The sequence below is a fragment of the Cellulomonas sp. genome, from assembly GCF_017744555.1.
Lineage (GTDB): Bacteria > Actinomycetota > Actinomycetes > Actinomycetales > Cellulomonadaceae > Cellulomonas.
In genome coordinates this window covers 26,502-51,713 of the sequence record NZ_JAGIBD010000011.1, presented here as the reverse complement: position 1 = coordinate 51,713, position 25,212 = coordinate 26,502, and the positions used below count along the sequence as shown (strand labels likewise).

Annotated in this window: 29 protein-coding genes; 16 read left to right on the top strand and 13 right to left on the bottom strand. The window is 74.5% G+C overall.

What is annotated here, in order from left to right:
• Positions 1 to 14: 14 nt before the first annotated feature.
• Both J7523_RS09250 and J7523_RS09245 read right to left on the bottom strand, forming a co-directional pair.
• Entirely contained in the window at positions 15 to 1,247 is a 1,233-nt protein-coding gene (locus J7523_RS09250; RefSeq protein ID WP_291885289.1) for an amidohydrolase, read from the bottom strand.
• Between the two features lie 18 nt (positions 1,248 to 1,265).
• Complete coding sequence (locus J7523_RS09245) at positions 1,266 to 2,384, bottom strand: GDSL-type esterase/lipase family protein (RefSeq protein WP_291885286.1); 1,119 nt, start codon at positions 2,382 to 2,384, stop codon at positions 1,266 to 1,268.
• 134 nt (positions 2,385 to 2,518) lie between these two features.
• Here J7523_RS09245 and J7523_RS09240 point away from each other — a divergent pair, with 134 nt between their 5' ends.
• Positions 2,519 to 2,890, top strand: coding sequence for an RNA-binding S4 domain-containing protein (locus J7523_RS09240; protein ID WP_291885284.1), 372 nt, complete (start codon positions 2,519 to 2,521; stop codon positions 2,888 to 2,890).
• A 7-nt stretch (positions 2,891 to 2,897) separates the two neighbouring features.
• Here J7523_RS09240 and J7523_RS09235 read toward each other — a convergent pair whose 3' ends face one another.
• Positions 2,898 to 3,812 carry a DUF72 domain-containing protein gene (locus tag J7523_RS09235; protein ID WP_291885281.1) on the bottom strand — a complete coding sequence of 305 codons (915 nt, stop codon included), beginning with the start codon at positions 3,810 to 3,812 and terminating at the stop codon, positions 2,898 to 2,900.
• Positions 3,813 to 3,873: 61 nt separating this feature from the next.
• On the opposite strand from J7523_RS09235, the gene J7523_RS09230 reads away from it, so the two are divergent.
• The 3 genes from J7523_RS09230 (at position 3,874) to J7523_RS09220 (ending at position 5,974) form a co-directional block, all read left to right on the top strand.
• Positions 3,874 to 4,821: a DNA-3-methyladenine glycosylase 2 family protein gene (locus J7523_RS09230; RefSeq protein ID WP_291885278.1), complete on the top strand. Its 948-nt coding sequence runs from the start codon at positions 3,874 to 3,876 to the stop codon at positions 4,819 to 4,821.
• 106 nt (positions 4,822 to 4,927) lie between these two features.
• The gene (locus tag J7523_RS09225) at positions 4,928 to 5,155 is read left to right on the top strand and encodes a hypothetical protein (protein WP_291885276.1); all 228 of its coding nucleotides are present in this window, start codon (positions 4,928 to 4,930) and stop codon (positions 5,153 to 5,155) included.
• 9 nt (positions 5,156 to 5,164) lie between these two features.
• Positions 5,165 to 5,974: a pentapeptide repeat-containing protein gene (locus tag J7523_RS09220; RefSeq protein WP_291885272.1), complete on the top strand. Its 810-nt coding sequence runs from the start codon at positions 5,165 to 5,167 to the stop codon at positions 5,972 to 5,974.
• Between the two features lie 6 nt (positions 5,975 to 5,980).
• Here J7523_RS09220 and J7523_RS09215 read toward each other — a convergent pair whose 3' ends face one another.
• The gene (locus J7523_RS09215) at positions 5,981 to 7,357 is read right to left on the bottom strand and encodes an ATP-binding protein (RefSeq protein WP_291885269.1); all 1,377 of its coding nucleotides are present in this window, start codon (positions 7,355 to 7,357) and stop codon (positions 5,981 to 5,983) included.
• Positions 7,354 to 8,007, bottom strand: coding sequence for a response regulator transcription factor (locus J7523_RS09210; RefSeq protein ID WP_291885268.1), 654 nt, complete (start codon positions 8,005 to 8,007; stop codon positions 7,354 to 7,356). The genes J7523_RS09215 and J7523_RS09210 overlap by 4 nt, the downstream gene beginning before the upstream one ends.
• Positions 8,008 to 8,101: 94 nt before the next feature.
• On the opposite strand from J7523_RS09210, the gene J7523_RS09205 reads away from it, so the two are divergent.
• From J7523_RS09205 to J7523_RS09195, 3 genes are read left to right on the top strand one after another with little or no spacing between them, the layout of a single operon-like run.
• Positions 8,102 to 9,382 (top strand): hypothetical protein, encoded by a 1,281-nt coding sequence (locus J7523_RS09205; RefSeq protein WP_291885266.1) that lies wholly within the window; start codon positions 8,102 to 8,104, stop codon positions 9,380 to 9,382.
• A gap of 8 nt (positions 9,383 to 9,390) precedes the next feature.
• Entirely contained in the window at positions 9,391 to 10,374 is a 984-nt protein-coding gene (locus J7523_RS09200) for an ABC transporter ATP-binding protein (protein ID WP_291885453.1), read from the top strand.
• 4 nt (positions 10,375 to 10,378) lie between these two features.
• Positions 10,379 to 11,224, top strand: coding sequence for an ABC transporter permease subunit (locus tag J7523_RS09195; RefSeq protein WP_291885263.1), 846 nt, complete (start codon positions 10,379 to 10,381; stop codon positions 11,222 to 11,224).
• Positions 11,225 to 11,261: 37 nt separating this feature from the next.
• On the opposite strand, the gene J7523_RS09190 is transcribed toward J7523_RS09195, so the two are convergent.
• Both J7523_RS09190 and J7523_RS09185 read right to left on the bottom strand, forming a co-directional pair.
• Positions 11,262 to 11,594 carry a hypothetical protein gene (locus J7523_RS09190; RefSeq protein ID WP_291885260.1) on the bottom strand — a complete coding sequence of 111 codons (333 nt, stop codon included), beginning with the start codon at positions 11,592 to 11,594 and terminating at the stop codon, positions 11,262 to 11,264.
• A 26-nt stretch (positions 11,595 to 11,620) separates the two neighbouring features.
• Entirely contained in the window at positions 11,621 to 12,472 is an 852-nt protein-coding gene (locus J7523_RS09185) for a UbiA family prenyltransferase (RefSeq protein WP_291885257.1), read from the bottom strand.
• Positions 12,473 to 12,570: 98 nt separating this feature from the next.
• Between J7523_RS09185 and J7523_RS09180 the strand changes: the two genes are divergently transcribed.
• From J7523_RS09180 to J7523_RS09160, 5 genes are all read left to right on the top strand, one after another.
• Entirely contained in the window at positions 12,571 to 13,644 is a 1,074-nt protein-coding gene (locus tag J7523_RS09180; protein WP_291885254.1) for a 3-oxoacyl-[acyl-carrier-protein] synthase III C-terminal domain-containing protein, read from the top strand.
• The gene (locus tag J7523_RS09175) at positions 13,641 to 14,165 is read left to right on the top strand and encodes an isoprenylcysteine carboxyl methyltransferase family protein (protein WP_291885251.1); all 525 of its coding nucleotides are present in this window, start codon (positions 13,641 to 13,643) and stop codon (positions 14,163 to 14,165) included. The genes J7523_RS09180 and J7523_RS09175 overlap by 4 nt, the downstream gene beginning before the upstream one ends.
• Positions 14,162 to 15,205 (top strand): FAD-dependent monooxygenase, encoded by a 1,044-nt coding sequence (locus J7523_RS09170; protein WP_291885249.1) that lies wholly within the window; start codon positions 14,162 to 14,164, stop codon positions 15,203 to 15,205. The genes J7523_RS09175 and J7523_RS09170 overlap by 4 nt, the downstream gene beginning before the upstream one ends.
• A 90-nt stretch (positions 15,206 to 15,295) precedes the next feature.
• Entirely contained in the window at positions 15,296 to 15,748 is a 453-nt protein-coding gene (locus J7523_RS09165; protein ID WP_291885247.1) for an S-ribosylhomocysteine lyase, read from the top strand.
• A complete protein-coding gene (locus tag J7523_RS09160) occupies positions 15,745 to 16,446 on the top strand; it encodes a 5'-methylthioadenosine/adenosylhomocysteine nucleosidase (protein WP_291885245.1) in 702 nt (233 codons plus the stop codon). Before J7523_RS09165 ends, J7523_RS09160 begins: the two co-directional genes overlap by 4 nt.
• Before the next feature lie 7 nt (positions 16,447 to 16,453).
• On the opposite strand, the gene J7523_RS09155 is transcribed toward J7523_RS09160, so the two are convergent.
• The 3 genes from J7523_RS09155 to J7523_RS09145 all read right to left on the bottom strand — a co-directional run bounded on the left by J7523_RS09155 (position 16,454) and on the right by J7523_RS09145 (position 18,335).
• Positions 16,454 to 17,329 (bottom strand): LLM class F420-dependent oxidoreductase, encoded by an 876-nt coding sequence (locus tag J7523_RS09155; RefSeq protein WP_291885242.1) that lies wholly within the window; start codon positions 17,327 to 17,329, stop codon positions 16,454 to 16,456.
• Between the two features lie 66 nt (positions 17,330 to 17,395).
• Complete coding sequence (locus J7523_RS09150; protein WP_291885239.1) at positions 17,396 to 17,671, bottom strand: acylphosphatase; 276 nt, start codon at positions 17,669 to 17,671, stop codon at positions 17,396 to 17,398.
• 58 nt (positions 17,672 to 17,729) lie between these two features.
• The gene (locus tag J7523_RS09145; RefSeq protein ID WP_291885236.1) at positions 17,730 to 18,335 is read right to left on the bottom strand and encodes a TetR family transcriptional regulator; all 606 of its coding nucleotides are present in this window, start codon (positions 18,333 to 18,335) and stop codon (positions 17,730 to 17,732) included.
• A 69-nt stretch (positions 18,336 to 18,404) separates the two neighbouring features.
• Here J7523_RS09145 and J7523_RS09140 point away from each other — a divergent pair, with 69 nt between their 5' ends.
• From J7523_RS09140 to J7523_RS09125, 4 genes are all read left to right on the top strand, one after another.
• Complete coding sequence (locus J7523_RS09140; protein ID WP_291885233.1) at positions 18,405 to 19,451, top strand: ABC transporter permease; 1,047 nt, start codon at positions 18,405 to 18,407, stop codon at positions 19,449 to 19,451.
• A complete protein-coding gene (locus J7523_RS09135) occupies positions 19,448 to 20,272 on the top strand; it encodes an ABC transporter ATP-binding protein (protein WP_291885231.1) in 825 nt (274 codons plus the stop codon). The genes J7523_RS09140 and J7523_RS09135 overlap by 4 nt, the downstream gene beginning before the upstream one ends.
• A complete protein-coding gene (locus tag J7523_RS09130) occupies positions 20,265 to 21,143 on the top strand; it encodes an ABC transporter ATP-binding protein (protein WP_291885228.1) in 879 nt (292 codons plus the stop codon). Before J7523_RS09135 ends, J7523_RS09130 begins: the two co-directional genes overlap by 8 nt.
• A gap of 105 nt (positions 21,144 to 21,248) precedes the next feature.
• Positions 21,249 to 22,538, top strand: a complete 1,290-nt coding sequence (locus J7523_RS09125) for a glycoside hydrolase family 6 protein (RefSeq protein WP_291885227.1) — start codon at positions 21,249 to 21,251, stop codon at positions 22,536 to 22,538.
• Between the two features lie 130 nt (positions 22,539 to 22,668).
• On the opposite strand, the gene J7523_RS09120 is transcribed toward J7523_RS09125, so the two are convergent.
• From J7523_RS09120 to J7523_RS09110, 3 genes are all read right to left on the bottom strand, one after another.
• Positions 22,669 to 23,109: an SRPBCC domain-containing protein gene (locus J7523_RS09120; RefSeq protein ID WP_291885225.1), complete on the bottom strand. Its 441-nt coding sequence runs from the start codon at positions 23,107 to 23,109 to the stop codon at positions 22,669 to 22,671.
• The gene (locus J7523_RS09115; protein WP_291885222.1) at positions 23,102 to 23,467 is read right to left on the bottom strand and encodes a metalloregulator ArsR/SmtB family transcription factor; all 366 of its coding nucleotides are present in this window, start codon (positions 23,465 to 23,467) and stop codon (positions 23,102 to 23,104) included. Before J7523_RS09115 ends, J7523_RS09120 begins: the two co-directional genes overlap by 8 nt.
• Positions 23,468 to 23,604: 137 nt before the next feature.
• Positions 23,605 to 25,107 (bottom strand): MDR family MFS transporter, encoded by a 1,503-nt coding sequence (locus tag J7523_RS09110; protein WP_291885451.1) that lies wholly within the window; start codon positions 25,105 to 25,107, stop codon positions 23,605 to 23,607.
• Between the last annotated feature and the right edge of the window lie 105 nt (positions 25,108 to 25,212).

The window sequence follows — 25,212 nt, the reverse complement described above, 5'->3', positions numbered from 1 at the left end:
GGTGGCCCGCAGGGTCAGGACGCGAAGCGCTCCGTGCGCTCGACGACCCGCCCCCGATGCGCCTCCGCGTCCCACGTGTAGACCGTCCGGCCGTCGATCAGCACGTGCTCGGCGCGCGAGTGCACGTCGAGCGGGTCGCCCGACCAGACGACGACGTCGCCGTCTCGCCCCGGCTCGAGCGCACCGACACGCTCCGACAGACCGAAGAACTCCGCCGGGTTGACCGTGAGCGCCTCGAGCGCGGTCTGCCGCGGCAGCCCCTCCTTGACCGCGAGCGTCGCCTGGTGGACCAGGAAGTTGATCGGCACGACGGGGTGGTCCGTCGTGATCGCGACCCGGACACCGGCGGCCGCGAGCGCCGCGAGGTTCGCGATGGCCCGGTCCCGCAGCTCGACCTTCGACCGGCTCGTGAACAGCGGCCCGAACACCACAGGCACGTCGCGCTCGGCGAGCACGTCGGCGATCTTGTGCGCCTCGGTGCCGTGGTTGACGACGAGGCGGTAGCCGAACTCGTCGGCCAGCCGCAGGGCGGTGGCGATGTCGTCGTGGCGGTGCGTGTGCTGGTCCCACACGAGCTCGCCGTCGAGCACGCGGGCGAGGGTCTCGAGCGTGAGGTCGGTCGCGAACGGCTCGCCCTTGGACGACGCCGCGGCGCGGGCGGTCGCGTAGTTCCGGGCCTTCGTGAGCGCCTCCCGGATGACGAACGCGGTGCCGAGCCGGGTCGACGGCAGCTGGGTGCGCTGCCCGTACACGCGCTTCGGGTTCTCGCCGAGCGCCGACTTCACGCTGACCGACGCCGAGATGACCTGCTCGTCGACCGTGCGGCCGCCCCACGTCTTCATCGCGACCGACTGCCCGCCGATCGGGTTGCCCGACCCGGGCTTGACGACGACGGACGTGATGCCGCCGACGAGCGCGTCGCGGAACCCCTCGTCCTCGATGTTCACCGCGTCGACCGCCCGGACCCCGGCCGTGTTGGGCGTGACCATCTCGTTCGTGTCGTCGCCCGCGGGGCCCTCACCCTCCTCGTGCAGCCCGACGTGGCCGTGGGCCTCGACGAACCCCGGCAGCACCCAGCGACCGGTCGCGTCGATCACCCGGGCCCCGGCGGGCACCGCGACGTCGGCGCCGACGGCGGTGATCCGCCCGTCGGTGACGACGACGGTGCCGCCGGGGACCGGGGCGCTGGAGACGGGGACGACGTGGCCGCCGACGATCGCGACGACCTGGGGTGTGGTGGGAGGCATGGCCCCACCGTATGCATGTCAGGCGGGCGAGCAGTTCACGCCGGCGGCCTGACCGTCGCCGGTGCCCTGGAAGCCGAACTCGGTCGCCTGGCCGACGGCCAGGGAGCCGTTCCACGCCGCGTTGCCGAACTGCCTGGCGTCGCCCGAGGTCAGCGTGGGCTGCGCGCTCCACGCGTTCGCGACCTGGCCGTTCGGCAGCGAGAGCGTCACGCGCCAGCCGGTGATCGGGGCGCCGACGGCGGTGACGCGGACGCTCGCGACGAACCCGCCGGGCCAGGTGCTGGCCAGCGTGTACGTGGCGATGCAGCCGGGGGTGCCCGGCGGGACCGGCGGCATCGTGTACGTGGGGCTGGCCGTCGGGGTGGGCGTCGGGGTGGTCGGCGTGGGCGTCGGCGTGGTCGTCGGCGTCGTGCCGTCCAGCGTCGCCTCGAGCGCCGGGTACCACCGGTCGGCCATCTTCACGGTGCCCGCGTCGTTGGGGTGCACGCCGTCGCCCGTGTCGGTCGCGGGGACCCAGCCGGTCCACTGGTCGACGACCGTGATCGGTGAGGCGGCCGTCGTCAGGCCGGCGGCCCACGCGGGGATCGCGGCGTTCAGGGCGCTGGTCCGGCCGGGGCACTCGGCGCAGGACGACGGCGCCACCGGGATGATCTGCGCGACCAGCACCTTCATGCGGGGGTTGCTCGCGCGCATCTGCTGCACGAGCGTCGTGTACGCCGCGAGGATCTGCTGCGTCGACCGGTTGCTCCACACGTCGTTCGTGCCGAAGTGCATGACGACGACGTCGGGCTTCGTCGACGCGAGCCACCCGACGAGCTGGTTCTGGTCGGCGACGTTCGTCACGAGGTAGCCGCCGTGGCCCTCGTTGTCGCCGTCGTACGGGAGGCCGCAGCCCTGCGCGGGCAGCGTGCCGACCATGTCGATGTTCGTGTGCCCGGCCTGCTGGAGCTTCTGCCAGAGCAGCGCCCGCCAGCAGCCCGGCGAGCCCGTGATCGAGTCGCCGAGCGTCATGATGCGCACCGGGTCGGCCGCCGACGTGGGGCCGGCGAGCGCGAGCGCACCGCCGAGGAGCAGCGCGAGCGCGCCGGCCACGCTCGCCAGCACTCGGATCAGGCGGGTCGTCGGACGGGTCGTCATCGGGTCCTCCCGGGGCGCACGAGGCGGGCTCCTCGCCCGACCGGCGGGCGGCGGCCCACCACCGCCGAGCGTGGCGGGACGGGTCCCGGCGAACACGGCGGTGAAGCGTTTCGACGTCGTGAGAGGGTCGAGGGATGGCAGAGGTGTCCCGGGCCCGGGTCGATGCGTGGACGTGGGCCGTCCGCCTGTTCCCCACACGTTCGGCGGCCGGTGCGGCGTGCCGCGCGGGCCATGTGCGCGTCAACGGCGACCGCGCCAAGCCCGCGACGCAGGTGGTCCAGGGCGACGAGGTGCACGTCCGCGGCGGAGCGCGCGAGCGGATCGTGATCGTGCAGCGGACCATCGTGAAGCGCGTCGGTGCGGACGTCGCGGTCGCCTGCTACCTCGACCGCTCCCCCGCCGTCGTCCCCCGTGAGCAGGTCGCGGTCGCCGGGCAGCGCGACCGCGGCGCGGGGCGCCCCACCAAGCGGGACCGGCGGCTCATCGAGAAGCTGCGCGGCCACTGAGCCGTCGTCAGGCGGCGGGCGGCGGCACCGGGCCCTCGTGCACGGCCTCCACGCCGGCCACGTCCCGCACCCGTGCGATCAGGCCCAGCGCGTCGAACGGTGCGCGCACCTTGACGTCGTTGTCGAAGTACACGAACACGTCGCGCGACGACGCCGCGGCCGCGGGCCCGAGGAGCCGCTCGACGTCCACCGGCTCGTCGCCCGCCGCCCACGCGCGCACCCGTGCGGCCCACCGGTCGAGCGCGGCGTCGTCGTACCCGCTCGTGTAGAGCTCGGTGTCGCCGTGCAGGCGCACATAGACCACGTCGGAGGTGACGTCGTGGAGGCACGGCCAGCGGCCCGCGGTGTCGGCGACGACGAGGCCGATGTCGTGCGCGCGCAGCAGCTCGACGAACGCGGGCGTCTCGAACGTCGCATGGCGCACCTCGACCACGTGGCGCAGCGGGCGGTCGGAGTCGGTCGTGGTCCACGCCCGGTCGTCGACGCGCTCGTCGTGCTCGGTGGCCAGGGCCGCGGCGGCCGACGTCGTGCGCGGGAGCAGGTCGAAGAAACGGGCGAGCCGGTCGGCGTCGAACCCGAGCGTCGGCGGCAGCTGCCACAGCACCGGGCCGAGCTTCGGCCCGAGCGCGAGCATGCCGTTCGCCAGGAAGTTCGCGACCGGCGTGCGCACGTCGGCGAGCTTCTTCATGTGCGTGACGAACCGCGGCCCCTTCACGGAGAACACGAAGTCGTCGGGCGTCTGCGCCGCCCACGCCTGGTAGCTCTCGGGGCGCTGCAGCGAGTAGAACGACCCGTTGACCTCGATCGACGTCAGCCGGTGCGACGCGAACTCGAGCTCCGCACGCTGCGGCAGGCCTTGGGGGTAGAAGACGCCGCGCCACGGCGCGTACCGCCAGCCCGAGATGCCGATCCGGATGGTCACCCGGCGCAGTGTGCCCGTGCGGTGGTCTCACGGCATCCCCGCGCGGGCGCATAGTGGTGTGGTGCCTGCCGTCGACCGCGTCGCCCCGCCGGTCGACGCACCCGCGCTCGGCACCGTCTACCGGCCCACCGCACCCCTCGACGTGCGGCTGACGCTGTCCTCGTTGCGGCACGGCGGCGGCGACCCGACCTGGGCGTCCACGCCCGACGGCTCGCTGTGGCGCGCGACGTCGAACGCCGACGGCCCGGCGACGCTGCACCTGCGCGTCCGGTCGGACGGCGTGCACGTCACCGCGTGGGGGCCGGGGGCGGACCGGGCGCTCATCGGGGTGCCTGCGCTGCTGGGTGCCGGCGACGACCCGACCGGCTTCCGGGCCGACCTGCACCCGCTCGTGCGCGACGCGCACCGCCGGCTCCCCGGGCTGCGGATCCCGCGCTCGGGCAACGTGATGGAGCAGCTCGTGCCGGCGGTGCTCGAGCAGCGCGTCGTCGGTCTGGACGCCAAGGCGTCGTGGCGTCGGCTCGTGCTCCGGCACGGGACGCTCGCCCCCGGTCCGGCGCCGGCGGGTCTGCGCGTCGCGCCGACGGCGAGCGTGTGGCGCGACCTGCCGGTGTGGGAGTGGCGGGCCGCGGGCGTCGAGGAGGCGCGCTCCGGCACCGTCCGCAGGGCCGCGACGGTCGCGCGCGGGCTGCAGGCGGGTGCCGACCTGCCGCTCGACGAGGCACGGCGCAGGATGCTCACCGTGCGCGGCATCGGGCCGTGGACCGTCGCGGAGGTCGCGTCGCGGGCCCTCGGCGACGCCGACGCGGTGTCCGTCGGCGACTTCCACCTCGCGCACCTCGTCGGGTGGGCGCTCACCGGGCGTCGCACGGACGACGCGGGGATGCTCGAGCTGCTCGAGCCGTGGCGCGGTCACCGGCAGCGGGTGATCCGGCTGATCGAGCTCACGCAGGCGTCGCGCGCGCCTCGATTCGGTCCCCGGGCGCCACGTGCCCGCCGGCTCGTGTGACGCACCGGGCGTCGACACACCGTGGACGCCGGTGGCGGACCGACGGCGACCCGCGCGAGACTCGTGGTCAGGACCGCCGGTCCCTCGACGACGAAGGAGCCCCGCCATGACGTACCCCGTGATCGAGCCTCGCGACGAGCAGAGCAGCGAGTCGGCGGGCCGGGTGGTCGGGACGTTCTTCGCGTTCGTCTTCCTCGTCGGCGGGTTCGTGCTGTTCGCCCTGTCGTTCAGCGGCGACGAGACCGTGTCGTGGACGTTCCTCGGCGCGATCGCGAGCATCACGCTCGCGTTCATGATCCCGACGACGATCCTGCCCGCGATCGAGGGCGACTGACCGCTCCCGGTGCCCGCACCGCTGCGCCTCGACGACCTGCGGGCGGACTGCTCGCGCTGCGTCGGCCTGTGCTGCGTCGCCCTGCCGTTCGCGCGCTCGGCCGACTTCGCGCTCGACAAGCCGGGCGGGGTTCCCTGCACGCACCTGCGGCAGGACGACGGCTGCGGCATCCACGCGCACCTCCGCGAGCGGGGCTTCCCGGGCTGCACGGTGTTCGACTGCTTCGGCGCCGGGCAGCACGTCACCCAGGGGACGTTCGGTGGCCGGTCGTGGCGTGAGGGACCCGAGGTCGCCGGGCCGATGTTCGCGGCGTTCACCGTGCAGCGCCAGCTCCACGAGCTGCTGTGGCACCTCACGGACGCCGCCGACCGTGCGGCGACGGCGCCCCTGCACGACGACCTCCACGCCGCGCTCGACGACGTGCGGTCGCTCACCGACCTCCCGCCCGCCGAGCTCGCACCGCTGGACATCGACCCGCCCCGCCGCCGGGTGGACGCCCTGCTGACCGAGGCGAGCCGCCTGGTCCGCGCACCGTTCCGCGGGCCGGACCGCCGTCGCGCCGACCTCGTGGGCGCCCGGCTGTCCGGTTCCGCGCTGCGTGGGGCCGATCTGCGCGGTGCGCTGCTGCTCGGCGCGGACCTGCGACGGGCCGACCTGCGCGACGCCGACCTGCTGGGCGCCGACCTGCGCGGCGCCGACCTGCGCGGCGCGGACCTCACCGGCGCCCTGTTCCTCACGCAGCCGCAGACCGGCGCCGCCCGCGGCGACTCGACCACGCGCCTGCCTGCCCGGGTCGAGCGCCCTGCCCACTGGGCCTGACGGGCGTCACGGCCGCTCGACGACCAGCGTGGCTCGCAGACCGCCGAGCTTTGACACCCCGAGCAGCACGTCCCCTGCCTGCTCGCGGGCGACCTCCCGGGCGATCGCCAGGCCGAGCCCGCTGCCGCCGGCCTCGCGCTCCCGGGCGTCGTCGAGCCGCACGAACCGCTCGAACACGCGCTCCCGGTCGGCCTCGGCGATGCCGCGACCGTCGTCCTCGACCACGACCGAGCCGTCGGCGACGGTCACGCGCACACGCGTCGCGGCGTGCCGGGCCGCGTTGTCGACGAGGTTGCGCACGACCCGCCCGAGCGCCGCGGCCTGCCCGAGCCCGGCACCCTCGCCGACCACGTCGACCGGGGCTCCCGTGCGCGGCATCTCGGCCACCTCGCGCGCGAGCGCCCCCAGGTCGACCTCGGTCCGCACGGTCGGGGCCGACCCGACACGGGCCAGCAGCAGCAGGTCGTCGACGAGCGCCTGCATGCGCAGCACCTCGCGCTCCAGGTCCGCGGCGAGCTCGCCCGTGCCGTAGGACTCGGGGTGGGCACGGGCGACGTCGACCGAGGCGCGCAGCGCGGCGAGCGGCGAGCGCAGCTCGTGGGCCGCGTCCGCGACGAACGTGCGCTGCCGGGCAGCCGACGTCTCGAGCCGGTCGAGCATCTCGTTGAGCGTGCGGGCCAGGGCCGCGATCTCGTCGTCCGCGCGTGGCACGGGCAGCGACCCGGGGCCGCCGCTGCGGGCCACCTCGGCGGCGGCGCGGCGCATCTGGTCGACGGGACGCAGCGCGCGGCCGAGCACGAGCCAGATCGTCCACGCGAGCAGCAGCGTCAGCACCGGGACGACCACCACGAGCGACAGCCGCAGCGCCCGGACGAGCCCACGGACCTCCCCCAGCGGCACGCTCGCCACGACGGTCGCCGGCTCGCCCCGGAACGTCGTGCCCCGGACCGCGACGAGCGCCTCGGCGTCGTACCCGGTGCTCACGGTCGTCACCGCGACACCGTCACCCGACGGGCGCAGGTCGGCGAGCGGACCCGCGTCGAGCAGCGGGAGCGTCGCGCTCGCGTTCGGCGACGTCGCGAGCACGTGTCCGTCGGCGTCGAGCAGCTGCGCGATCTCCCCCGGCTCCTGCACCGGCAGGGTGGCGGGGAGCCGGTCGCCCGTCGCGAGGTCCGCGACCGTGGCCGACCGGGCCGTCACGACGTCCCGCAGCGCGGCCACCCGGGCCGTCGAGAGCACGGTCGTCAGCGCCACCGCACCTGCGACCAGCGCGACGCACAGCAGCCCGGACGTGAGGACGGTGAGGTGCAGCCGCAGGGAGCGGCTGCGCCAGCGGTGTCCCGGCGAGGGTCGCCCCGCCGCACCGGTGCGTCGGGCGCTCACCCGGCGACGCGGTAGCCGGCGCCCCGCACGGTCGCCACGGTCTGCCGCCCGAGCTTGCGCCGCAGGTACCCGACGTACACCTCGACGACGTTGACGTCCTCGCCCGTGCCCTCCCACACGTGGTCGCGCAGCTCGACCTTGCCGACCACCCGGTCGGCGTTCCGCATGAGGTACTCGAGCAGCGCGAGCTCGCGGACGGTGAGCGCGACCGGCCTGCCGGCCTGCGTGACGGTCCGGGCGGACGGGTCGAGCTGCACGTCGCCGACCTCCAGCACCGCCGGACGCTCGCGGGACGGCCGACGCACGAGCGCCCGCAGCCGCGCGACGAGCACGACGAACGAGAACGGCTTCGTCAGGTAGTCGTCCGCGCCGACGTCGAGCCCGTCCGCGACGTCGTACTCGCCGTCCTTGGCGCTGAGCATGAGCACGGGCGTCCACACCTCACGCTCGCGCAGGGCCGTCACGACGTCGTAGCCGTGCCGCCGCGGGAGCATGATGTCCAGGACGATCGCGTCGTACTCGTGGTCCGTCGCGAGCTGCAGACCCGTCTCGCCGTCGAACGCGACGTCGACGGCGAACCCCTCGGCGCTCAGCCCGCGGTGCAGCGCGCGCACGAGCCCGCGCTCGTCGTCCACCACCAGAACCCGCACGTGAGCAGCATCCCATCCGGGCACCACCGGTCGGCATCGTCGGGCCGGACGCCTTCTCAGCGTGGCCACAGGGCCCGCGTCGCACAGTGGAGCCATGACCGAGAACACGCCCCTGTCCCCGCCGCCCCGGCGGACCCTGTCGGCCCGCGCCCGCTGGGCGGTCCCCGCGGTCGTGGCCGTCGGCGTCGGCGTCGCGTTCGCCGCGCCGCCGCTGCTCGCGTCCGCCGACTCGAGCGGCCTCCCGCCGGTCACGCCCGAGGAGCTCGTCGCGGCCGTGGCGTCGGCGGAACCGCAGGCGCTGTCCGGCACCGTCGTCTACACGGCGCGCCTCGGGCTCCCGTCGCTCCCGTTCGGGCCCGAGACCGCCGACCCCGTCAACCTGCTCGACGGCAGCTCGACCTTGCGCGTGTGGACCGACGGCGGCGAGCGCAGCCGCGTCGCGCTGCTCGGCGACATGTCGGAGTTCTCCGTCGTGCACGACGGACCCGAGGCGTGGACGTACGCGAGCTCGGGCGACGAGGTCGTGCACTACACCGTGAGCGACGCGGACCGGGCGCGGTACGAGTCGATGAAGGACGAGGCCACTTCTGGTCGAGCAGCAGGTCAGGTGCCCGGCGGTGCCGATCTGCCGACCCCTGCGGAAGCCGCAAGCCAGGTGCTCGACCGCGCCGAGCAGTTCTCGGACGTCTCGCTGGACGCCGAGAGCACGGTCGCCGGCCGCGGCGCGTACCAGCTCGTCGTCACGCCGAAGACGCCCGGCACGCTCGTGGCACGCGTGGTCGTCGCGATCGACGCAAAGACCGACACCCCTCTGCGGGTGCAGGTGTGGAGCACGAAGGACGCGCAGACGCCGGCGCTCGAGGTCGGGTTCACCGACGTCACGTTCGCCACGCCGTCCGACTCGGTGCTGGCGTTCTCGGCACCCGCGGGCGCGAGCGTCACCGAGAAGGTCGTGACCCTCCCGACCGACGAGCAGATCGCCGCCGACCACGCCAAGGCCGCCTCCGGCACCGGACTCCCCGAGGGTGTGACGGTGTCCGGCACCGGGTGGGCGACCGTCGTGCAGGCCACCGGTGTCGACGGCCCGGCGCTCGTCGCGGGCGACCCGTCGGCGCTCGCCGACGCACCCAGCGGGCGCCCGACGATCGGCTCGGAGAGCGCCCAGGGCCTGCTCGACCAGTTCGGGCCGCAGGACGGCGGCGGCCCGGCGAGCAAGTTCCAGGGCATCGACCCCGCCACGCTCTACGACTCGCTCACCACGAAGGTGCCGCAGGGGCACCTCATCAGCTCGGCGCTGCTCAGCGTGCTCATCACCGACGACGGCCGCGTGCTCGCGGGCGCGGTGCCGCCCGAGACGCTGCAGGCGATGGCGTGAGCGCAGGCGTGCTCGCCCCTGCGCGGGTCGGTCAGGGGTCCGGTGACGACACCGGACCCCTGGCGGTGCGCACCGACGGGCTGACCAAGCGGTTCCGGTCGGGTCAGGTGGCCGTGGACGGCCTCGCCCTGCGGGTGCCGCGCGGCGCGGTGTACGGCTTCCTGGGGCCCAACGGCTCCGGGAAGACGACGACGATCCGGATGCTGCTCGGCCTGGTGCGCCCCACCGGCGGGCAGGCCTGGCTGCTCGACCAGCCCATGCCCGACGCGGGCGCCGCGGTGCTGCCGCGGGTCGGCGCGCTCGTCGAGGGGCCCGCGTTCCACCCGTACCTCACCGGCCGCGCGAACCTCGACCGGCTGTCGGCGGTCGACGCCACGGCCGACCCGCGCACGGCTGCCCGCCGTCGCGACGAGGCGCTGGAGCGCGTCGGGCTCGCCGCCGCGGCGGACAAGAAGTTCCGGCAGTACTCGCTCGGCATGAAGCAGCGGCTCGGCCTCGCGGCGGCGCTCCTGCAGCCCCGCGAGCTGCTCGTGCTCGACGAGCCGACCAACGGGCTCGACCCGCAGGGCACCCGCGAGGTCCGCCACCTCGTGCGTGAGCTCGCCGACGGCGGCACCACGGTGCTCGTGTCGTCACACCTGCTCGCCGAGATCGAGCAGGTGTGCACGCACGTCGGGATCATGAGCCGCGGGCACCTGGTGCTGCAGGGCGACCGGTCGGTGCTGGCCGCGCGCGGGCAGGCCCGGGTGTCGGTGACGACGACCACCGGGCACGTCGGCACGGCGGCCCGCGTGCTGCGAGGACTGGGCCTGGACGAGCCCGTGGTCGACGGCCTGCGGCTCGACGCACCCGTCGACGGGCTCGCACCCGAGGACGTGTCGGCCGCGCTGGTCCGCGCCGAGGTGCCGCTCGTCGGGTTCGAGGTGCGGCGGCCCAGCCTGGAGCAGGTGTTCGTGGAGCTCACCGGGGAGGGCTTCGATGTCGCACGCTGAGGTCATGGTCCAGGCACCCGCGCAGGTCCGAGGAGCGTTCGGGCGGCTGCTGCGCAGCGAGCTGCGGCTCGTGCTCGGCCGCCGCCGCAACCTCGTGCTGCTGAGCGGGCTCGCGGCGGTGCCGCTGCTGCTCGGGCTCGTGCTGTTCCTCACGCGGGACACCGACCTCGACGGGCAGGGACCCGGCTTCGTGGGGAAGGTCACCGAGAACGGGATCTTCCTGGTCGTCGCGTCGATCTTCGTCTGCCTGCCGTTCCTGCTCCCGCTCACCATCGGGATCGCGTCCGGCGACGCGGTCGCGGGCGAGGCGTCGGCAGGGACGCTGCGGTACCTGCTCGTCGTGCCGGTCGCGCGCACCCGGCTCCTGGTCGTGAAGGCGCTCGCCGCGCTCGCGTTCGCCGGGTCGGCCGTGCTGGCCATCGCGGTCGTCGGGCTCGTCACCGGCGCCGCGTTCTTCGGGCTGCACGACGTCGTGCTGCTGTCCGGCGACACCGTGCCGCTCGGCGTCGGCGCGGTGCGGATCGCCGGGGTCGTCGCGTACGTCGCGCTCTCCATGACCGGGCTGGTCGCGGTCGGGCTGTTCTACTCGACGCTCACCGAGGTGCCGGTCGGTGCGATGGCCGCCACGGTCGTCACCGCGATCGTGTCGGGTGTGCTGGACACCCTGCCGGCGCTGTCCGCGATCCACCCGGGGCTGCTCACGCACCACTGGCTCGACTTCGCGGAGTTCCTGCGGATCGAGCCGGACTGGCGGGTCGTCGCGGGCGGGCTGGGCGTGCAGGCGGCGTGGGTCGCGGTGTTCGCGACGCTCGCGTGGGCGAGGTTCACCACGGCGGACGTCTCGTCGTGAGCGCCTGGCACGTCAGCCGCGAGGCGGCCCGGGCCGCCTAGCGGTGACCGCTGCTCCGCGTGTCGACCACCGCGCCGCCGCTCGTCCGCCAGCTCAGCGACGTGCCGACCGGGACCGCGCTCCACGTCGTCCACCCGGAGTCGCCCGACCGCCTGCGGACGACTCCGCTCGCCGCCTCGCTCAGCTCGGGGACCTCGGCGGCGTCGACCACCCGCACGGGCCGCCCCTCGTGGTGGATCTGCTTCTTGCGGAGGCCGGCGGCCCGGAGGCGTCGGCCGGCCTCCCCCGCCGACGTGGCAGCCACGGCCAGCTCGGCCGACCAGCCGTCGGCATCGGCGTCCTCCACACGGAAGACGTACACGGTCCCCATGGGGGGCATGGTGGCAGCCGCCCCGCTCAGCGGACCACCCAGTCCGACCCCACGAGCAGCACGACGTCGAGTGCGGCGACCAGGATCGCCGCGGTGAACGGCCACCGGCTCCGCGACGCACGCAGCGCGACCACCGTGCCCGTCGCGGCGAGGACCACGGCGCCCGCGAGCGCGACGAGGGCCGCGCCCGACGGACGTCCCGGCGGCGCGACGACCACCAGCACGGTCGCGGCGAGCAGGGTCCCGGCCGCGAGCGCGCTCGTCGTCGTGCGCCCGAGCCTGTGGCCGGCGCCCCGTACCCCGGTGCCCACGTCGTCCTCGAGGTCGGGCAGCACGTTCGCGAGGTGCGCGCCGACGCCGAGCAGCGCGCCGCCCGCGACGGCCCACCACGCGGCGACGGGTGCCCCGGGCAGCGCGAGCGCGATCACCAGGGGCAGCAGCCCGAACGAGAACGCGAACGGCGCCCACGACCACGGGCTGTTCTTCAGCCGCACGTTGTAGGACCACGCGGACGCGACCGTCGCGACGTTGACGAGCCCGGCCCGCCAGCCGAGCGTCGCGGACACGACGACGCACGCCACCGCGGCCGTCCACGCCGCCGCCCGCACGGTGCCGACGGAGAGCCGGCCCGCGCCGACCGGCTTGTGGGTGCGGCCCACCGCGGCGTCCCGCGCGGCGTCGACCCAGTCGTTCGACCAGCCGATCGACAGCTGCCCGGCGAGCACCGCGAGCGTGACGAGCACCGCCGTCCGGGCCGTCGCACCCGCGCCGAGCGCCATCGCGCCCGCGAACACGGTGACCGCGACCGTCGGGCCGGGGTGGCTCGCGAGGGCGAGCTCGACGACGGCCCCACGCGGGCGTACGTCCACCTGGCTCATCGACACCTCCCGACCGCGCCATCGTCGCAGGTGCCCGGCCTGCGGGCACGGAACCGGGAGAAGGCGACGGAACCGGACGTAGGTGACACGATGCCCCCATGGCGCGGATCGCCTCGATCGCCCCCGTCCTGCCACCGCACTCGTACCGACAGTCCGACATCACCGCCACGATCGCTCCCCTGCTCACCGCGGACCCGCGGCGCCGGGCGGTCATCGAGCGAGTGCACGCCGGGACCGGGATCGCGACGCGGCACACGGCCCTGCCGCTCGACGCGTACGCCGCGCTGACCACGTTCGAGGACGCCAACGACGCGTTCCTGCGCGAGGGCCTCGCGCTGGCGGGCACCGCGTGCCGGCAGGCGCTGGAGGCCGCCGCGCTCACACCGGCCGACGTCGACTTCGTGCTGTTCACGTCGATCACGGGGATCGGGGCGCCGTCGCTCGACGCGCTGCTCGTCGAGCACCTCGGTCTGCGCAGCGACGTGCGCCGGATCCCCGTGTTCGGGCTCGGCTGCGTGGCGGGGGCGGCGGGGATCGCGCGCGTCCGCGACTACCTGCAGGGCCACCCGCAGGACGTCGCGCTGCTCGTGTCGGTCGAGCTGTGCTCGCTCACGCTGCAGCGCGGGGACGACTCGATGGCGAACGTCGTCTCGAGCGGGCTGTTCGGAGACGGTGCGGCAGCCGCCGTCATGGTCGGGGCGGACCGGGCGCAGGACGTGGGCGGCGTGGACGTCGTCGACAGCCGCAGCGCCCTGTACCCGGACACGGCGGGGATGCTCGGCTGGGACATCGGCGGCAGCGGCTTCCGCATCGTGCTGGCCGCGAGCCTCGCGGACGTCGTCGAGCAGCGTCTCGGCCCCGACGTCGCCGACCTGCTCGCCGCCCACGACCTCAAGGCGAGCGACGTGGCCACGTGGGTCGCGCACGCGGGCGGTCCGCGGATCCTCGAGGCGGCGGCGCGGTCGCTCGAGCTGCCCGACCGGTCGTTCGCGGCGAGCTGGGAGTCGCTCGCCCGGGTCGGCAACCTGTCGTCCGCGTCGGTGCTGCACATCCTGGCGGACCGGTTGCGCGACGGCGACCATGTGCCGGGGTCGGCGGGCGTGCTGTTCGCGTTCGGGCCGGGCGTGAGCGCCGAGGCGGTCCTGCTGCGCTGGCCTGAGGAGCTCGCGTGACCTGGTACGACGCCCTGATCCTGCTGGTCGCGCTCGAGCGGCTCGCCGAGCTCGTCGTCGCGTCGCGGAACGCCCGGTGGGCGTTCGCCCGCGGCGGCGTCGAGACCGGTGCGCGGCACTACCCCCCGATGGTCGCGCTGCACACCGGGCTGCTGGTCGCGTGCGTCGTCGAGGTGCACGTCGCCGACCGGCCGTTCCTCCCCGTGCTGGGGTGGACCGCGTTCGTCGCCGTCCTCGCCGCACAGGCGCTGCGCTGGTGGTGCATCGCGACGCTCGGCCCGCAGTGGAACACCCGGATCATCGTCGTGCCGGGCGCCGACCTCGTGCACCGCGGCCCGTACCGCTGGCTGCGGCACCCGAACTACGTCGCGGTGGCCGTCGAGGGCGCCGCGCTCCCCCTCGTCCACACCGCGTGGGTCACCGCGCTCACGTTCACGGTGCTCAACGCCGTGCTGCTGCTCGGGTTCCGCATCCCGGCCGAGGAGCGCGCGCTGCGCGCGGCCGAACCCGCCGGCACATGAGGACCGACGCGGACGTGCTCGTGGTCGGCGGCGGACCCGTGGGGCTCGCGGCGGCGATCGAGGCGCGTCTCGCAGGGCTGTCGGTCGTCGTCGTCGAGCCGCGCGCCACGCCGGTCGACAAGGCGTGCGGCGAGGGGCTGATGCCGGGCGCGGTCGCCGCGCTCGGACGGCTCGGCGTGCACCCCGAGGGACACGTGCTGACCGGGATCCGGTACGTGTCGGGCGACCGGGTCGCCGACCACCTGTTCGCCACGGGTCCGGGCCTGGGCGTGCGGCGGACCACCCTGCACGGCGCGCTGGCGGTGCGCGCCTACGAGCTGGGGGCCGAGCTGGTCGCGGGGCGCGCCGAGGTCGTCCACCAGGACCGCGACGGCGCGACCGCCGCGGGGTTTCGCGGACGATGGCTGCTCGCGTGCGACGGCCTGCACTCCGTGGTCCGCCGCCAGGTCGGGCTCGACGCGCCGAACGGCCAGGCGCGCGAGCGCCGACGGTACGGCGTCCGCCGGCACTTCCGGGTCGCGCCCTGGTCGGACCTCGTCGAGGTGCACTGGGGCCGGAAGACCGAGGCGTACGTGACCCCGGTGTCGGACGACGTGGTCGGCATCGCGCTGCTCGGCCCGCCACGCACCGACGTCGACCGGACGCTCGACGCCATGCCTGCGCTGCGTGAGCACCTCGCGGGCGCGCCCGTGCTCGGCCCCACCCGTGGCGCGGGACCGCTCCGCCAGCGCACGACCGCGCGCACGTCCGGCCGGGTCCGACTGGTCGGCGACGCGTCGGGCTACGTCGACGCGCTCACGGGCGAGGGCCTGCGGGTCGGGCTCGCGCAGGCGCACGCAGCCGTCGTGACGCTCGGCGAGGACGTCGCGCGGTCGAACGCGGCCTACGAGCGGGCCTGGACGGCTGCCACCCGCGACTACCGGCTGCTCACCGCCGGGCTCGTCTCCGCCGCGGCGTCGCCGGCGCGCCGCGGGATCGTGCCGGCCGCGGCCGCCCTCCCGACGCTGTACGGCGCGATCGTCGAGCGCCTCGCGCGCTGACGGCTGGACGCCGGACGCGTGGCACCCGCGCGACGAGGGACAATGGACGCTCCGCCGACCGACAGGACCTGTGCCGTGAACCAGCCTCGCATGAACGTCGAGTCCTTCAACCTCGACCACCGCACCGTCGCCGCCCCCTACGTGCGGCTCGCCGACACCAAGGTGCTGCCGGCGGGTGACGTGATCCAGAAGTACGACGTGCGGTTCACGCAGCCGAACGTGGCCCACCTCGAGATGCCGACCGTGCACTCGCTCGAGCACCTGTTCGCGGAGCACTCGCGCAACCACTCGGACCGGGTCATCGACTTCTCGCCGATGGGCTGCCAGACGGGCTTCTACCTGATCCTGCAGGGCGAGTGGGCGTACGACGACGTCCTCGACCTGGTGCAGAGCACGCTGCAGGACGTCACGACGGCCACCGAGGTGCCCGCCGCGAACGAGGTGCAGTGCGGTTGGGGCGCGAACCACACGCTCACGGGCGCGCAGGACGCCGCGCGCACGTTCCTCGCCGCGCGCGACGAGTGGAGCCAGGTGACCGCGTGATCGCCGTCGACGCCGTCATCGTCACGGCGATGGCCGACGAGGCCGCGCCGTTCGTGGACCGCGCGGACTTCGTCGGCCCGGCCACCCGAGTCGGCCACGCGGAGCACCGCATGGCGACGCTCGCCGGGCGACAGGTGCTCCTCGTCACGTGCGGCATCGGGCTCGTGAACTCCGCGACCGCCGCGGCCGTCGCGATCAACGCGACCCACCCCCGTGCGCTGGTCAGCGCCGGCTCGGCCGGCGGCGTCGGGGTCGACGTCCGGGTCGGCGACGTGGTGGTCGGGTCCGAGTACCTGTACTCCGGGGCGGACGCCCGGGCGTTCGGCTACTCGCTCGGCCAGGTGCCCGGCATGCCCGAGGTGTACGCCGCCGAGAAGGCGCTGCACGACGCCGCCGCGACCGCGTCCGTCGACCTCACGGTCCTGTCGGGCACGGTGCTGTCCGGGGACGCGTTCATCGACGCGACCCGGGTCGACCGCATCCGCGCGGCCTTCCCGGGCGCGCTCGCGACGGACATGGAGTCGGCGGCCCTGGCGCACACGAGCCACCTGTACGGAGTGCCGTTCCTGTCGGTCCGGGGCATCTCCGACCTGTGCGGGCCCGTCGCCGGCGAGGACTTCCTCGCGCACGTCGACGACGCGGCCGACCGGTCGGCGGCCGTCGTCGTCGAGGTGCTGCGGTCGCTCCAGGACGCCTGACGGGGCGTCAGAGCCCTGCGACGCGCTCCACGGCCTCCGCGGTGACCGCGTCACGCACCCACGCCGCCAGGCTCGTGGCCGGCGGGCGCAGGATGACGCTCTCGACCCCGAGCGCCGCGTAGGGCCGAAGCTGGTCGACGAACGCGTCCACGTCACCGGCGATGAGCGCCTCGCTGCCGTGCAGGATCGTCACGCGCACGTCGGCGAGGTCGCGGCCCACGTCGGCGCAGTGCGCCCGGAGCACGTCGAGCTTGTGCGACACCTCGTCGGGCGAGGTCGCGAACAGGTTGCACGCGTCGGCGTACTGCGCGACGAGCCGCAGCGTCTTGCGCTCGCCACCGCCGCCGACCAGGATCTCGGGCCGCTTGAGCGGGAGCGGACGGCACAGCGTCTCGGCGAGCTGGTAGTGCTTGCCCTCGTACGGGCCCTGGTTCGCGGGGTCCCACATCTGCCCGGCGATCTGGAGCGCCTCCTCGAGCCGCTCGAACCGTTCGGCGAGCGGCGGGAACGGGACGCCGAGCGCGCGGTGCTCGCGGTCGTACCAGGCGGCGCCGATGCCGAGCGTCGCGCGGCCGCCCGAGAGCACGTCGAGCGTCGCGACCGTCTTCGCGAGCAGGCCCGGGTACCGGTAGGTGACGCCCGTGACGAGCACGCCGAGCTGCGCCGTCGACGTGAGGCCCGCGAGGTACCCGAGCGTCGTGTACGCCTCGAGCATCGGGTCCTCGGCGGGGAAGCCCGCGGGCTCCATCTGGAAGAAGTGGTCCATCACCGAGATCCACGAGACGCCCGCGGCCTCGGCGGCGCCCGCCGTGTCGGCGAGCTCCTGCCTCAGCCGGGCAGGCTCGACGGAGTCGAAGCGCATGAGGTGGATGCCGACGCGCATGGTGGCGTTCCTTCCGGGAGGGGTTCAGCGGCAGGGTGCCTCTTCGAGCGCGCTCGAAGTCAAGCCTCACGCTCGGATCTCGAACGGTCCGAGCGGCCCGGGTGGCGCCTCGTCCACGGCGACGTCGCTCACGGCCGCGCCGGCCGGCCCGCGGCGAGCCCAGGCGACGAGCGCGTCCACGGTCTCTTCGTCACCCTCGACGACGGCCTCGACCGCACCGTCCTCCCGGTTCCGCACCCAGCCGCGAGCGCCGCGCCGGCCGGCCTCACGGGCCATCGACCAGCGGTAGCCGACACCCTGGACCATGCCGCGCACCACGATGCGGCGGCGGGTCGTCCCCATGCCGCCACGCTGCCACGGGGTCGCGCGGCGCGCGCGTCGCGCCGCCGGCCGGGGCGGGTCAGCCGAGGCGGTCGTCGAGGTAGTGCCGCAGCACGGACGCGATCGCGGCGGCGACGGTCTCGGGCGGCGCGGACGCGAGCGGCTCGACGGCGATGACGTACCGCGCCATGACGAGCCCGACCATCTGGCTGGCGAGCAGCGACGCGCGCAGCTCAGGCGTGTCGCCGCCGAGCTGCGCCGCGACGGGACCGAGGATCTCGCGCACGAGCAGGTCGCGCAGCAGCGGGGCGGCGGCGGGCTCCGTGGCGGCCGCCCGGATGAGGGGCACCAGGCGCGAGCGGACGGCCTCGCTCTCCATCTGGCTCACGACGAACACGGCGAGGCGGTCGGCCAGCGTCGCGGGGTCGCCGGCGCTGCGCAGGTCGGCGAACGCGGCCGCGGGTCGGATCGGCAGCTCCACGACCTGGAGGAACAGCTCCTGCTTGGACCCGAACCAGTGGCCGACGAGCTTCGGGTCGCAGCCCGCCTCGGCGGCGATGCCCCGCACGGTCGCCCGGTCGTAGCCGAGCTCGGCGAACTGGCGACGGGCGGCGGCGAGGATCGCGTCGCGCGTGGTGCTGGGGCCTCGACGCCGCCCCCGACGCGGGGCCTCGCTCTTGACCATGGCACCTCGCCTCCGTAGATTTCCACGTGTGTGGATATATCCCGTCGATCGTACGACAGGGGGCCTGGCATGCGAGCGATGATCCTCAAGGAGTTCCGCGAGCTGCGGCGTGACCGGCGGACGCTGGCGATGCTCGTGGTCCTGCCCGTGGTGCTGCTCGTGATCTTCGGGTACGCGGCGAACTTCACGATCGACACCATCACCACGCGCGTCGTCGGGCCCCAGTCCGACACCGTCGCGGCGGCGCTCCCCGAGCTGTTCGACGTCACGGGCACCGACCCCGACGCCACCACGCAGGACGCGCAGGACCTCGTCCAGGACGACGTGGCCGACGTCGTGATCGACACCTCGACCACCCCGCCGACCGCGTTCGTCGACGGGTCGAGCCTGTTCGTCGCGCAGACCGCCGACGCCGCGCTCGGCCGGGCCGGCGACCAGGTGAGCGTCGAGATCCTCTACAACCCCGACCTCGAGACGTCCTGGGTCATGGTCCCCGCCCTCGTCGGGCTCATCCTCACGTTCATCGGCACGATCATCACGAGCATCGGGCTGGTCCGGGAGCGGCAGGCCGGCACGCTCGAGCAGCTCGCCGTCATGCCGTTGCGCCCCTCCGACGTGATCATCGGCAAGATCGCGCCCTACTTCATCCTCGCGTCGGTCGACATGCTGCTCGTGACGCTGCTGGGCGTCTGGATCTTCGGCATCCCGTTCAACGGCAGCCCGTGGCTGTTCGCGCTCGGCGGCGCGATCTTCCTGTTCGTCGTGCTCGGCATCGGCGTGCTCATCTCGACCGTGTCGCAGACCCAGGGGCAGGCCATCCAGACGGCGATCCTCATCCTGATGCCGCAGATCCTGCTGTCCGGGTTCATCTTCCCGCTGCAGGCCATGGCTCCGGCGATCCGCTGGATCGGGTACTGCCTACCGCTGACGTACTTCGTGAAGATCTCCCAGGGCGTCATGCTGCGGGGATCCGACCTGGCCGCGCTGTGGCTGCCGTTCACGGTGCTGACCGGCATGGCGCTCGTCGTGTTCACCGCCGCCGTCCTGCGGTTCCGACGCGACCTCGCGCCCGCGGCCGGTCGGGAGATGCCGGCCGAGGCGGAGGTGCGCGCATGACCGGTCCGGCCTGGGGGCTGCGCGGCGTCACCGTCCGGTACGGCCGCGCGACCGCGCTCGACGACGTCACGCTCCTGACGCCGCCCGGTGCGGTCGTCGCGCTCGTGGGTGGAGACGGCGCAGGCAAGACGACGGCGCTGCGCACGCTCGCCGGTGCGCTGCGCCCCGCGTCCGGGACGGTCGCTGCGCCCGCGCTGCCCGAGATCGGGTTCATGCCCACCACGTCGGGCGTCTGGCGCGAGCTCACCGTCGACGAGAACGTGTCGTTCGTCGCCGCCGCGTACGGCGTCCGAGGCGCCGAGCTGCGGGACCGCCGGGACGCGCTGCTCGCCCAGGCCGGCCTCGACGGCGTCGGCGACCGGCTCGCGGGCCACCTGTCGGGCGGCATGCGGCAGAAGCTCGCGTTCTGCCTGGCCATGCTGCACCGGCCCCGGCTGCTGGTCCTCGACGAGCCCAGCACCGGCGTGGACCCCGTGAGCCGGGTCGACCTGTGGCGGATGATCTCGCAGGCCGCGGCCCAGGGAGCGGCCGTCGCGATGGCGACGACGTACCTGGACGAGGCCGAGCGGGCGTCGTCCGTGCTGGTGCTCGACGCGGGCCGGGTGCTGCTGTCCGGCGCTCCTGCCGACGTCGTCGCGCAGGCACCCGGCGCCGTCTTCCGGACCGACCGCCCGACGGTGCGGGAGCGCGCGTGGCGGCGCGGGCGCGAGTACCGCGAGTGGTCGCCCGACGCGGCGAGCGACCTCGGCACCCGGCTCACGGTCGACCTGGAGGACGCCGTGATCTCCGCGTCCCTCGCGAAGGAGGCGGCCGGTGGCTGACCCGTTGGTCTCCGTCGAGCGGGTGACCCGCCGGTTCGGGGACTTCACCGCCGTCGACGACGTGTCGCTCGCCGTCGCACCCGGCGAGATCGTCGGGCTCCTCGGCGCGAACGGCGCGGGCAAGACGACCGTCATCCGGATGCTGCTCGGCCTCGTGCCGCCGACGTCCGGGGTGCTGCGGCTGTTCGGCGAGCGCCCGTCGCGGCAGACCCGGCAGCGGCTCGGCTACGTGCCGCAGGGGCTCGGGCTGTACGACGACCTCACGGTCGACGAGAACGTCGCGTTCGTCGACCACGCGTTCGGCTCGACGACGAGGACGCTCCCCGCGACGCTGGCGCCCGTGCGCGGCGACCTCGTCGGCACGGTCGGCCTGGGCCGGCAGCGCCAGCTCGCGTTCGTCACCGCGCTGTCCCACTCCCCCGAGCTGCTGGTGCTGGACGAGCCGACGTCCGGAGTCGACCCGCTCGCGCGCGCCCGGCTGTGGGACACGATCCACGACCAGGCCGAGCGCGACGTCGGCGTGCTCGTCACCACGCACTACATGCAGGAGGCGCAGCAGTGCGACCGCCTCGTGCTCATGTCGCACGGCCGCTGCGTCGCGACGGGCAGCGAGCGGGACATCATCGGCGGCACGACCGCCGTCGCGGTGCGGACCGCGCGGTGGCAGGACGCGTTCGTCACGCTCGACGCTGGGGGGCTGCCCGTGACGCTCGCGGGACGGCACGTGCGGGTGGCCGACGTGCCCGCGTCGCAGGTGCGCCGCGTGCTCGACGACGCGGGTGTCGACGCGGACGTCGCCGACGTGCCCGCGACGCTCGAGGAGGCCATGACCTCCCTCGACCGGGCGATGTCGGGGACCACCGGCCGCTGACCCCTTGCGGCGATTCGTCCGGATCGTCATGCTCGGCTGGTGCCGGGCACCTGTCCGCCACACCTGCACGGCACCGTTCGTCCGACAACGACGTAGGAGAACCCCGTGGCCAGATCCCTGTCCCGCCTGTGCACGACCCTGCTCGCGTCCGCCGCCGTGGTAGCGCTCCCACTCGCCGCGGCCCTGCCCGCCGCTGCCCACGGCGGACCACCGCACCACCCCAAGCCCCCGGTGACGCGCCTGTTCACCCCCCCGCCCAACGACGGGGCCGTCGCGCAGATCAAGCAGCTCGCGAAGCAGCACCAGTGGTCCGACGCCGCGCTGCTCACCAAGATGGTCGCGACCCCGCAGGCCGTCTGGTTCACGTCCGGCACGCCGAAGGACGTCCGCAAGGCCGTGGACAAGACGATGAAGCAGGCCAAGGTCACCCGCTCGATCCCCGTGCTCGTGGCCTACGACCTGCCGTTCCGCGACTGCGCGCAGTACTCGGCGGGCGGCGCCGCGGACACCGCGTCGTACCTGGCGTGGATCGACGGGTTCGCCAAGGGCATCGGCGACGGCAAGGCGATCGTGCTCCTCGAGCCCGACGGCCTCGGCATCATCCCCTGGTACACGTCGATCACCGGCGCGCAGGAGTGGTGCCAGCCCGCCGACGCCGACCCCGCGACCGCCGCGGCGGACCGGTTCGCGCAGCTCAACGGCGCGGTCGACCGGCTCGCGGCCCTGCCGAACGTGTCGGTGTACCTCGACGGCACGCACTCCGGCTGGCTCGGGTCCGGCGACGCCGCCGACCGGCTGCACAAGGCCGGTGTCGAGAAGACCGCCGGGTTCTTCCTCAACGTGTCGAACTACCAGGCCACCGAGAAGCTCCAGAAGTACGGCAGCTGGGTGTCGCAGTGCCTGTGGTACGGCACGAACGACGCCGAGGGCGGCTGGCGGCTCGGCCACTTCGACTACTGCGCGAGCCAGTACTACCCCGCCGACCCGAACGACTTCAGCACGTGGGGCCTGACCGACCAGTGGTACACGGACAACGTGACGAACGCGGCCAACCCGCCGAGCGGTCCCGACGCGCTCGCCGGCTTCGTGATCGACACGAGCCGCAACGGCCAGGGCCCGTGGGTGCCGCCCGCCGACCACCCGGCCGGCGACGCACAGGACTGGTGCAACCCGCCGGACCGCGGCCTGGGGCTGCGCCCGACGACGAGCACCGGTGTGCCGATGCTCGACGCGTACCTGTGGGTCAAGATCCCGGGTGAGTCCGACGGCCAGTGCACGCGGTGGGACCCGGCGGGCGGCATCGACCCGGTCCGCGGATATGCCGACCCGGCGGCGGGGGCGTGGTTCCCGCAGATGGCGCTCGAGCTCGTGCACCACGCGAACCCGGCGTTCTGACGAGGCCCTCCGTCTGACGAGGCCCTCCGTCCGACGCGCGCCAGCCACAGGCGGGACGCGGATCTCGGGGCGAGGACAGGCAGCCCGTGCTGCCGTCCTCGCCCCGAGCCGTCGTCTCGCTGCCGGTCCGTCAGGCGACGTGCTCGGCGAGGACCTCGAGGGCCGAGACCCACCCGTCGCAGTAGCTGCCGTCGCCGGGCGCGCCGTCGACGCCGTCCAGGCGGAACGTCATGCGCGTCCGCTCCCCGAGGTCGTCGAGCGTCACGGTCGCGACGGCCGCGTCCTGGCCGCCCGGGTCGCCCCACGTGAACACGAGCCGCTCGGGCTCCACGACCTCGCGGTACACCCCGCCGGTCGGGTAGGTCGTGTCGTCGGGCGCGACCATCGTGTAGCGGTACGCACCGCCGACCCGCAGGTCGACCGCGACGGAGTCGCGCGGCGTGGTGAGCCCGCGCGGGTGGTACCAGTGGGCCATCTCGTCGGGGTCGGTCCACGCCTTCCAGACGGCGGACCGGGGCGCGTCGAGCACGCGCGTGATCGTGAACGTCTTCTCCATCGTCTGCTCACTCATCTGTCGTCTCCTCCTGCGGCCGTGAGCCCGGGACGTCGCGCGCCGCGCGGAGGCGGTCCTCCAGCAGGTCGAAGCGCTCGTCCCAGTACCGGCGGTGCCGGTCGACCCACGACGCGATCTCGTCGAGGGGCTCGGTGCGCAGGGTGCACGTGCGCCACTGCGCCGTGACGGTCCGTTCGACGAGGCCCGCGTCCTCCAGCACGCGCAGGTGCTGGGAGACGGCCGGGCGGCTCATCGCGAACGGCTCCGCGATCTGGCCCACGGTGGTGGGCCCCTGAGCGAGGTGCGTGAGGATCGCGCGCCTCGTGGGGTCGGCCAGGGCCGCGAAGACGGTGCTGAGCGGGTCCTTGGCGGCCATGTAAGCAACTCCTTAATTAAGGAACTGCTTCACCGTAGGACGGCCGGGCGAGGTCGTCAAGAGGAACGCCGAAGGGCCCGACGACCGCGGCATGCGGTGGTCGGGCCCCTCGAAGCCGTCCGGACGTGGCGCGCCGCTCAGACGGGCTCGGCGACGACCTCGTCCTGGACCGGTGCACCGTGCTCGTCCGGCCCGCCGTGCCCACCCTGGCCCCCGCCGCGGACGAGGAACGCCGCCGGGATCGCGAGCAGCGAGATCCCCGCCCCCACCAGGAACGCGACGTGCGCTCCCCCGGCTGTCGCCTCGACGGCGCTCGAACCGCCGCGTGCCAGCGTCGCGGCCTGCGCGGTGAGCACCGTGACGAACAGCGCCGTGCCGGCCGCACCCGCGACCTGCTGGACCGTCCCGACCACGGCGCTGCCGTGCGAGTACAGGTTCCCCGGCAGCGAGCCGAGGGCCGACGTGAACAGCGGCGTGAACATGAGCGCGAGGCCCGCGCTCAGCACCACGTGCGCCACGAGCAGCAGCCACGGCGAGCTCGTCTCCGTGAGCAGCGTGAAGGCCCACGCCCCGGCGCTGACCACGACGGCACCGGGCACGAGCAGCACGCGCGGCCCGAACCGGTCGTACGCGCGGCCGACGCTCGGGGCCAGCAGGCCCATGAGCAGCCCGCCCGGCAGCAGCAGCAGGCCGGTCTGCAGCGCGTCGAGGCCCAGCACCACCTGCGCGAACAACGGCACGAGGATCAGCGTGCCGAACAGGGACATCATCGAGATGGCCATGACGCCGACGGAGATCGCGAACGCGGGCGTCGAGAACGTGCGCAGGTCGAGCAGCGCGTCGTCGACCCGCTGCAGCCGCAGCTGACGGAGCACGAACACGACGAGCCCCACGACGCCGACCCCGAGCGAGATCCACGTGGATGTCGCGACCCCCGTGGTCGCGGCCGCGCCGAGCCCGCTCAGGCCGTAGACGAGCCCGCCGAACGCGAACGCCGACAGCACCACGGACGGGACGTCGACCCGGGCGGTGCGCGGGTCGGTGAGGTTCGGCATGCGCACCGCACCGAGCGCCAGGGCGCCGAGGGCCACCGGCAGGACGAGCACGAACAGCCACCGCCACGGCAGCGCGCTGAGCACGAGCCCCGAGATCGTCGGGCCGAGGGCGGGCGCGACCGAGATGACGATCGAGATGTTGCCCATCGTCCGGCCCCGGCTGGCCGGCGGCGTCACCGTCATGACCGTCGTCATGAGCAGCGGCAGCATGATCGCGGTGCCGCTCGCCTGCACGACACGGCCCGCGATCAGCACCGCGAACCCCGGCGCCAGCGCGCAGATCAGCGTGCCGGCGCTGAACAGGCCCATCGCGGTGAGGAACGTGGCCCGGGTCGTCAGCCGCTGGATGAGGAAGCCCGTCACGGGGATGACGACGGCCATCGTGAGCATGAACGCCGTGGTCACCCACTGGGCGGTGCTCGCGGGGATCGCGAGGTCCGTCATGAGGTGCGGCAGCGCCACGCCCATCACGGTCTCGTTGAGGATGACGACGAACGTCGAGATGAGCAGCAGGCGGACGGCGAGGCGGTCGCGCCCGGAGGTGTCGGGCGTCCCCGTCGGGGCGGACGGGAGGGTGGCGGTCATGTCGGTCACGGGGATGTCCTCACGGGTCGGTGGCCGGGGAGCAGGTCTCACCCTCAGGTCGAAGCGCGAACCGCCATTTCGACACGATCGCGCCCGCTCTGTCGC

Bases quoted from the DNA above. Each gene is read 5' to 3' on its own strand.
- J7523_RS09155 (WP_291885242.1), bottom strand. From the start codon at position 17,329: ATGCGCGTCGGCATCCACCTCATGCGCTTCGACTCCGTCGAGCCTGCC.
- J7523_RS09205 (WP_291885266.1), top strand. From the start codon at position 8,102: ATGACCGAGAACACGCCCCTGTCCCCGCCGCCCCGGCGGACCCTGTCG.
- J7523_RS09165 (WP_291885247.1), top strand. From the start codon at position 15,296: ATGAACGTCGAGTCCTTCAACCTCGACCACCGCACCGTCGCCGCCCCC.
- J7523_RS09145 (WP_291885236.1), bottom strand. From the start codon at position 18,335: ATGGTCAAGAGCGAGGCCCCGCGTCGGGGGCGGCGTCGAGGCCCCAGC.
- J7523_RS09150 (WP_291885239.1), bottom strand. From the start codon at position 17,671: ATGGGGACGACCCGCCGCCGCATCGTGGTGCGCGGCATGGTCCAGGGT.
- J7523_RS09225 (WP_291885276.1), top strand. From the start codon at position 4,928: ATGACGTACCCCGTGATCGAGCCTCGCGACGAGCAGAGCAGCGAGTCG.
- J7523_RS09110 (WP_291885451.1), bottom strand. From the start codon at position 25,107: ATGACCGCCACCCTCCCGTCCGCCCCGACGGGGACGCCCGACACCTCC.
- J7523_RS09135 (WP_291885231.1), top strand. From the start codon at position 19,448: ATGACCGGTCCGGCCTGGGGGCTGCGCGGCGTCACCGTCCGGTACGGC.
- J7523_RS09115 (WP_291885222.1), bottom strand. From the start codon at position 23,467: ATGGCCGCCAAGGACCCGCTCAGCACCGTCTTCGCGGCCCTGGCCGAC.
- J7523_RS09185 (WP_291885257.1), bottom strand. From the start codon at position 12,472: ATGAGCCAGGTGGACGTACGCCCGCGTGGGGCCGTCGTCGAGCTCGCC.
- J7523_RS09170 (WP_291885249.1), top strand. From the start codon at position 14,162: ATGAGGACCGACGCGGACGTGCTCGTGGTCGGCGGCGGACCCGTGGGG.
- J7523_RS09120 (WP_291885225.1), bottom strand. From the start codon at position 23,109: ATGAGTGAGCAGACGATGGAGAAGACGTTCACGATCACGCGCGTGCTC.
- J7523_RS09180 (WP_291885254.1), top strand. From the start codon at position 12,571: ATGGCGCGGATCGCCTCGATCGCCCCCGTCCTGCCACCGCACTCGTAC.
- J7523_RS09250 (WP_291885289.1), bottom strand. From the start codon at position 1,247: ATGCCTCCCACCACACCCCAGGTCGTCGCGATCGTCGGCGGCCACGTC.
- J7523_RS09190 (WP_291885260.1), bottom strand. From the start codon at position 11,594: ATGGGGACCGTGTACGTCTTCCGTGTGGAGGACGCCGATGCCGACGGC.
- J7523_RS09195 (WP_291885263.1), top strand. From the start codon at position 10,379: ATGGTCCAGGCACCCGCGCAGGTCCGAGGAGCGTTCGGGCGGCTGCTG.
- J7523_RS09140 (WP_291885233.1), top strand. From the start codon at position 18,405: ATGCGAGCGATGATCCTCAAGGAGTTCCGCGAGCTGCGGCGTGACCGG.
- J7523_RS09240 (WP_291885284.1), top strand. From the start codon at position 2,519: ATGGCAGAGGTGTCCCGGGCCCGGGTCGATGCGTGGACGTGGGCCGTC.
- J7523_RS09245 (WP_291885286.1), bottom strand. From the start codon at position 2,384: ATGACGACCCGTCCGACGACCCGCCTGATCCGAGTGCTGGCGAGCGTG.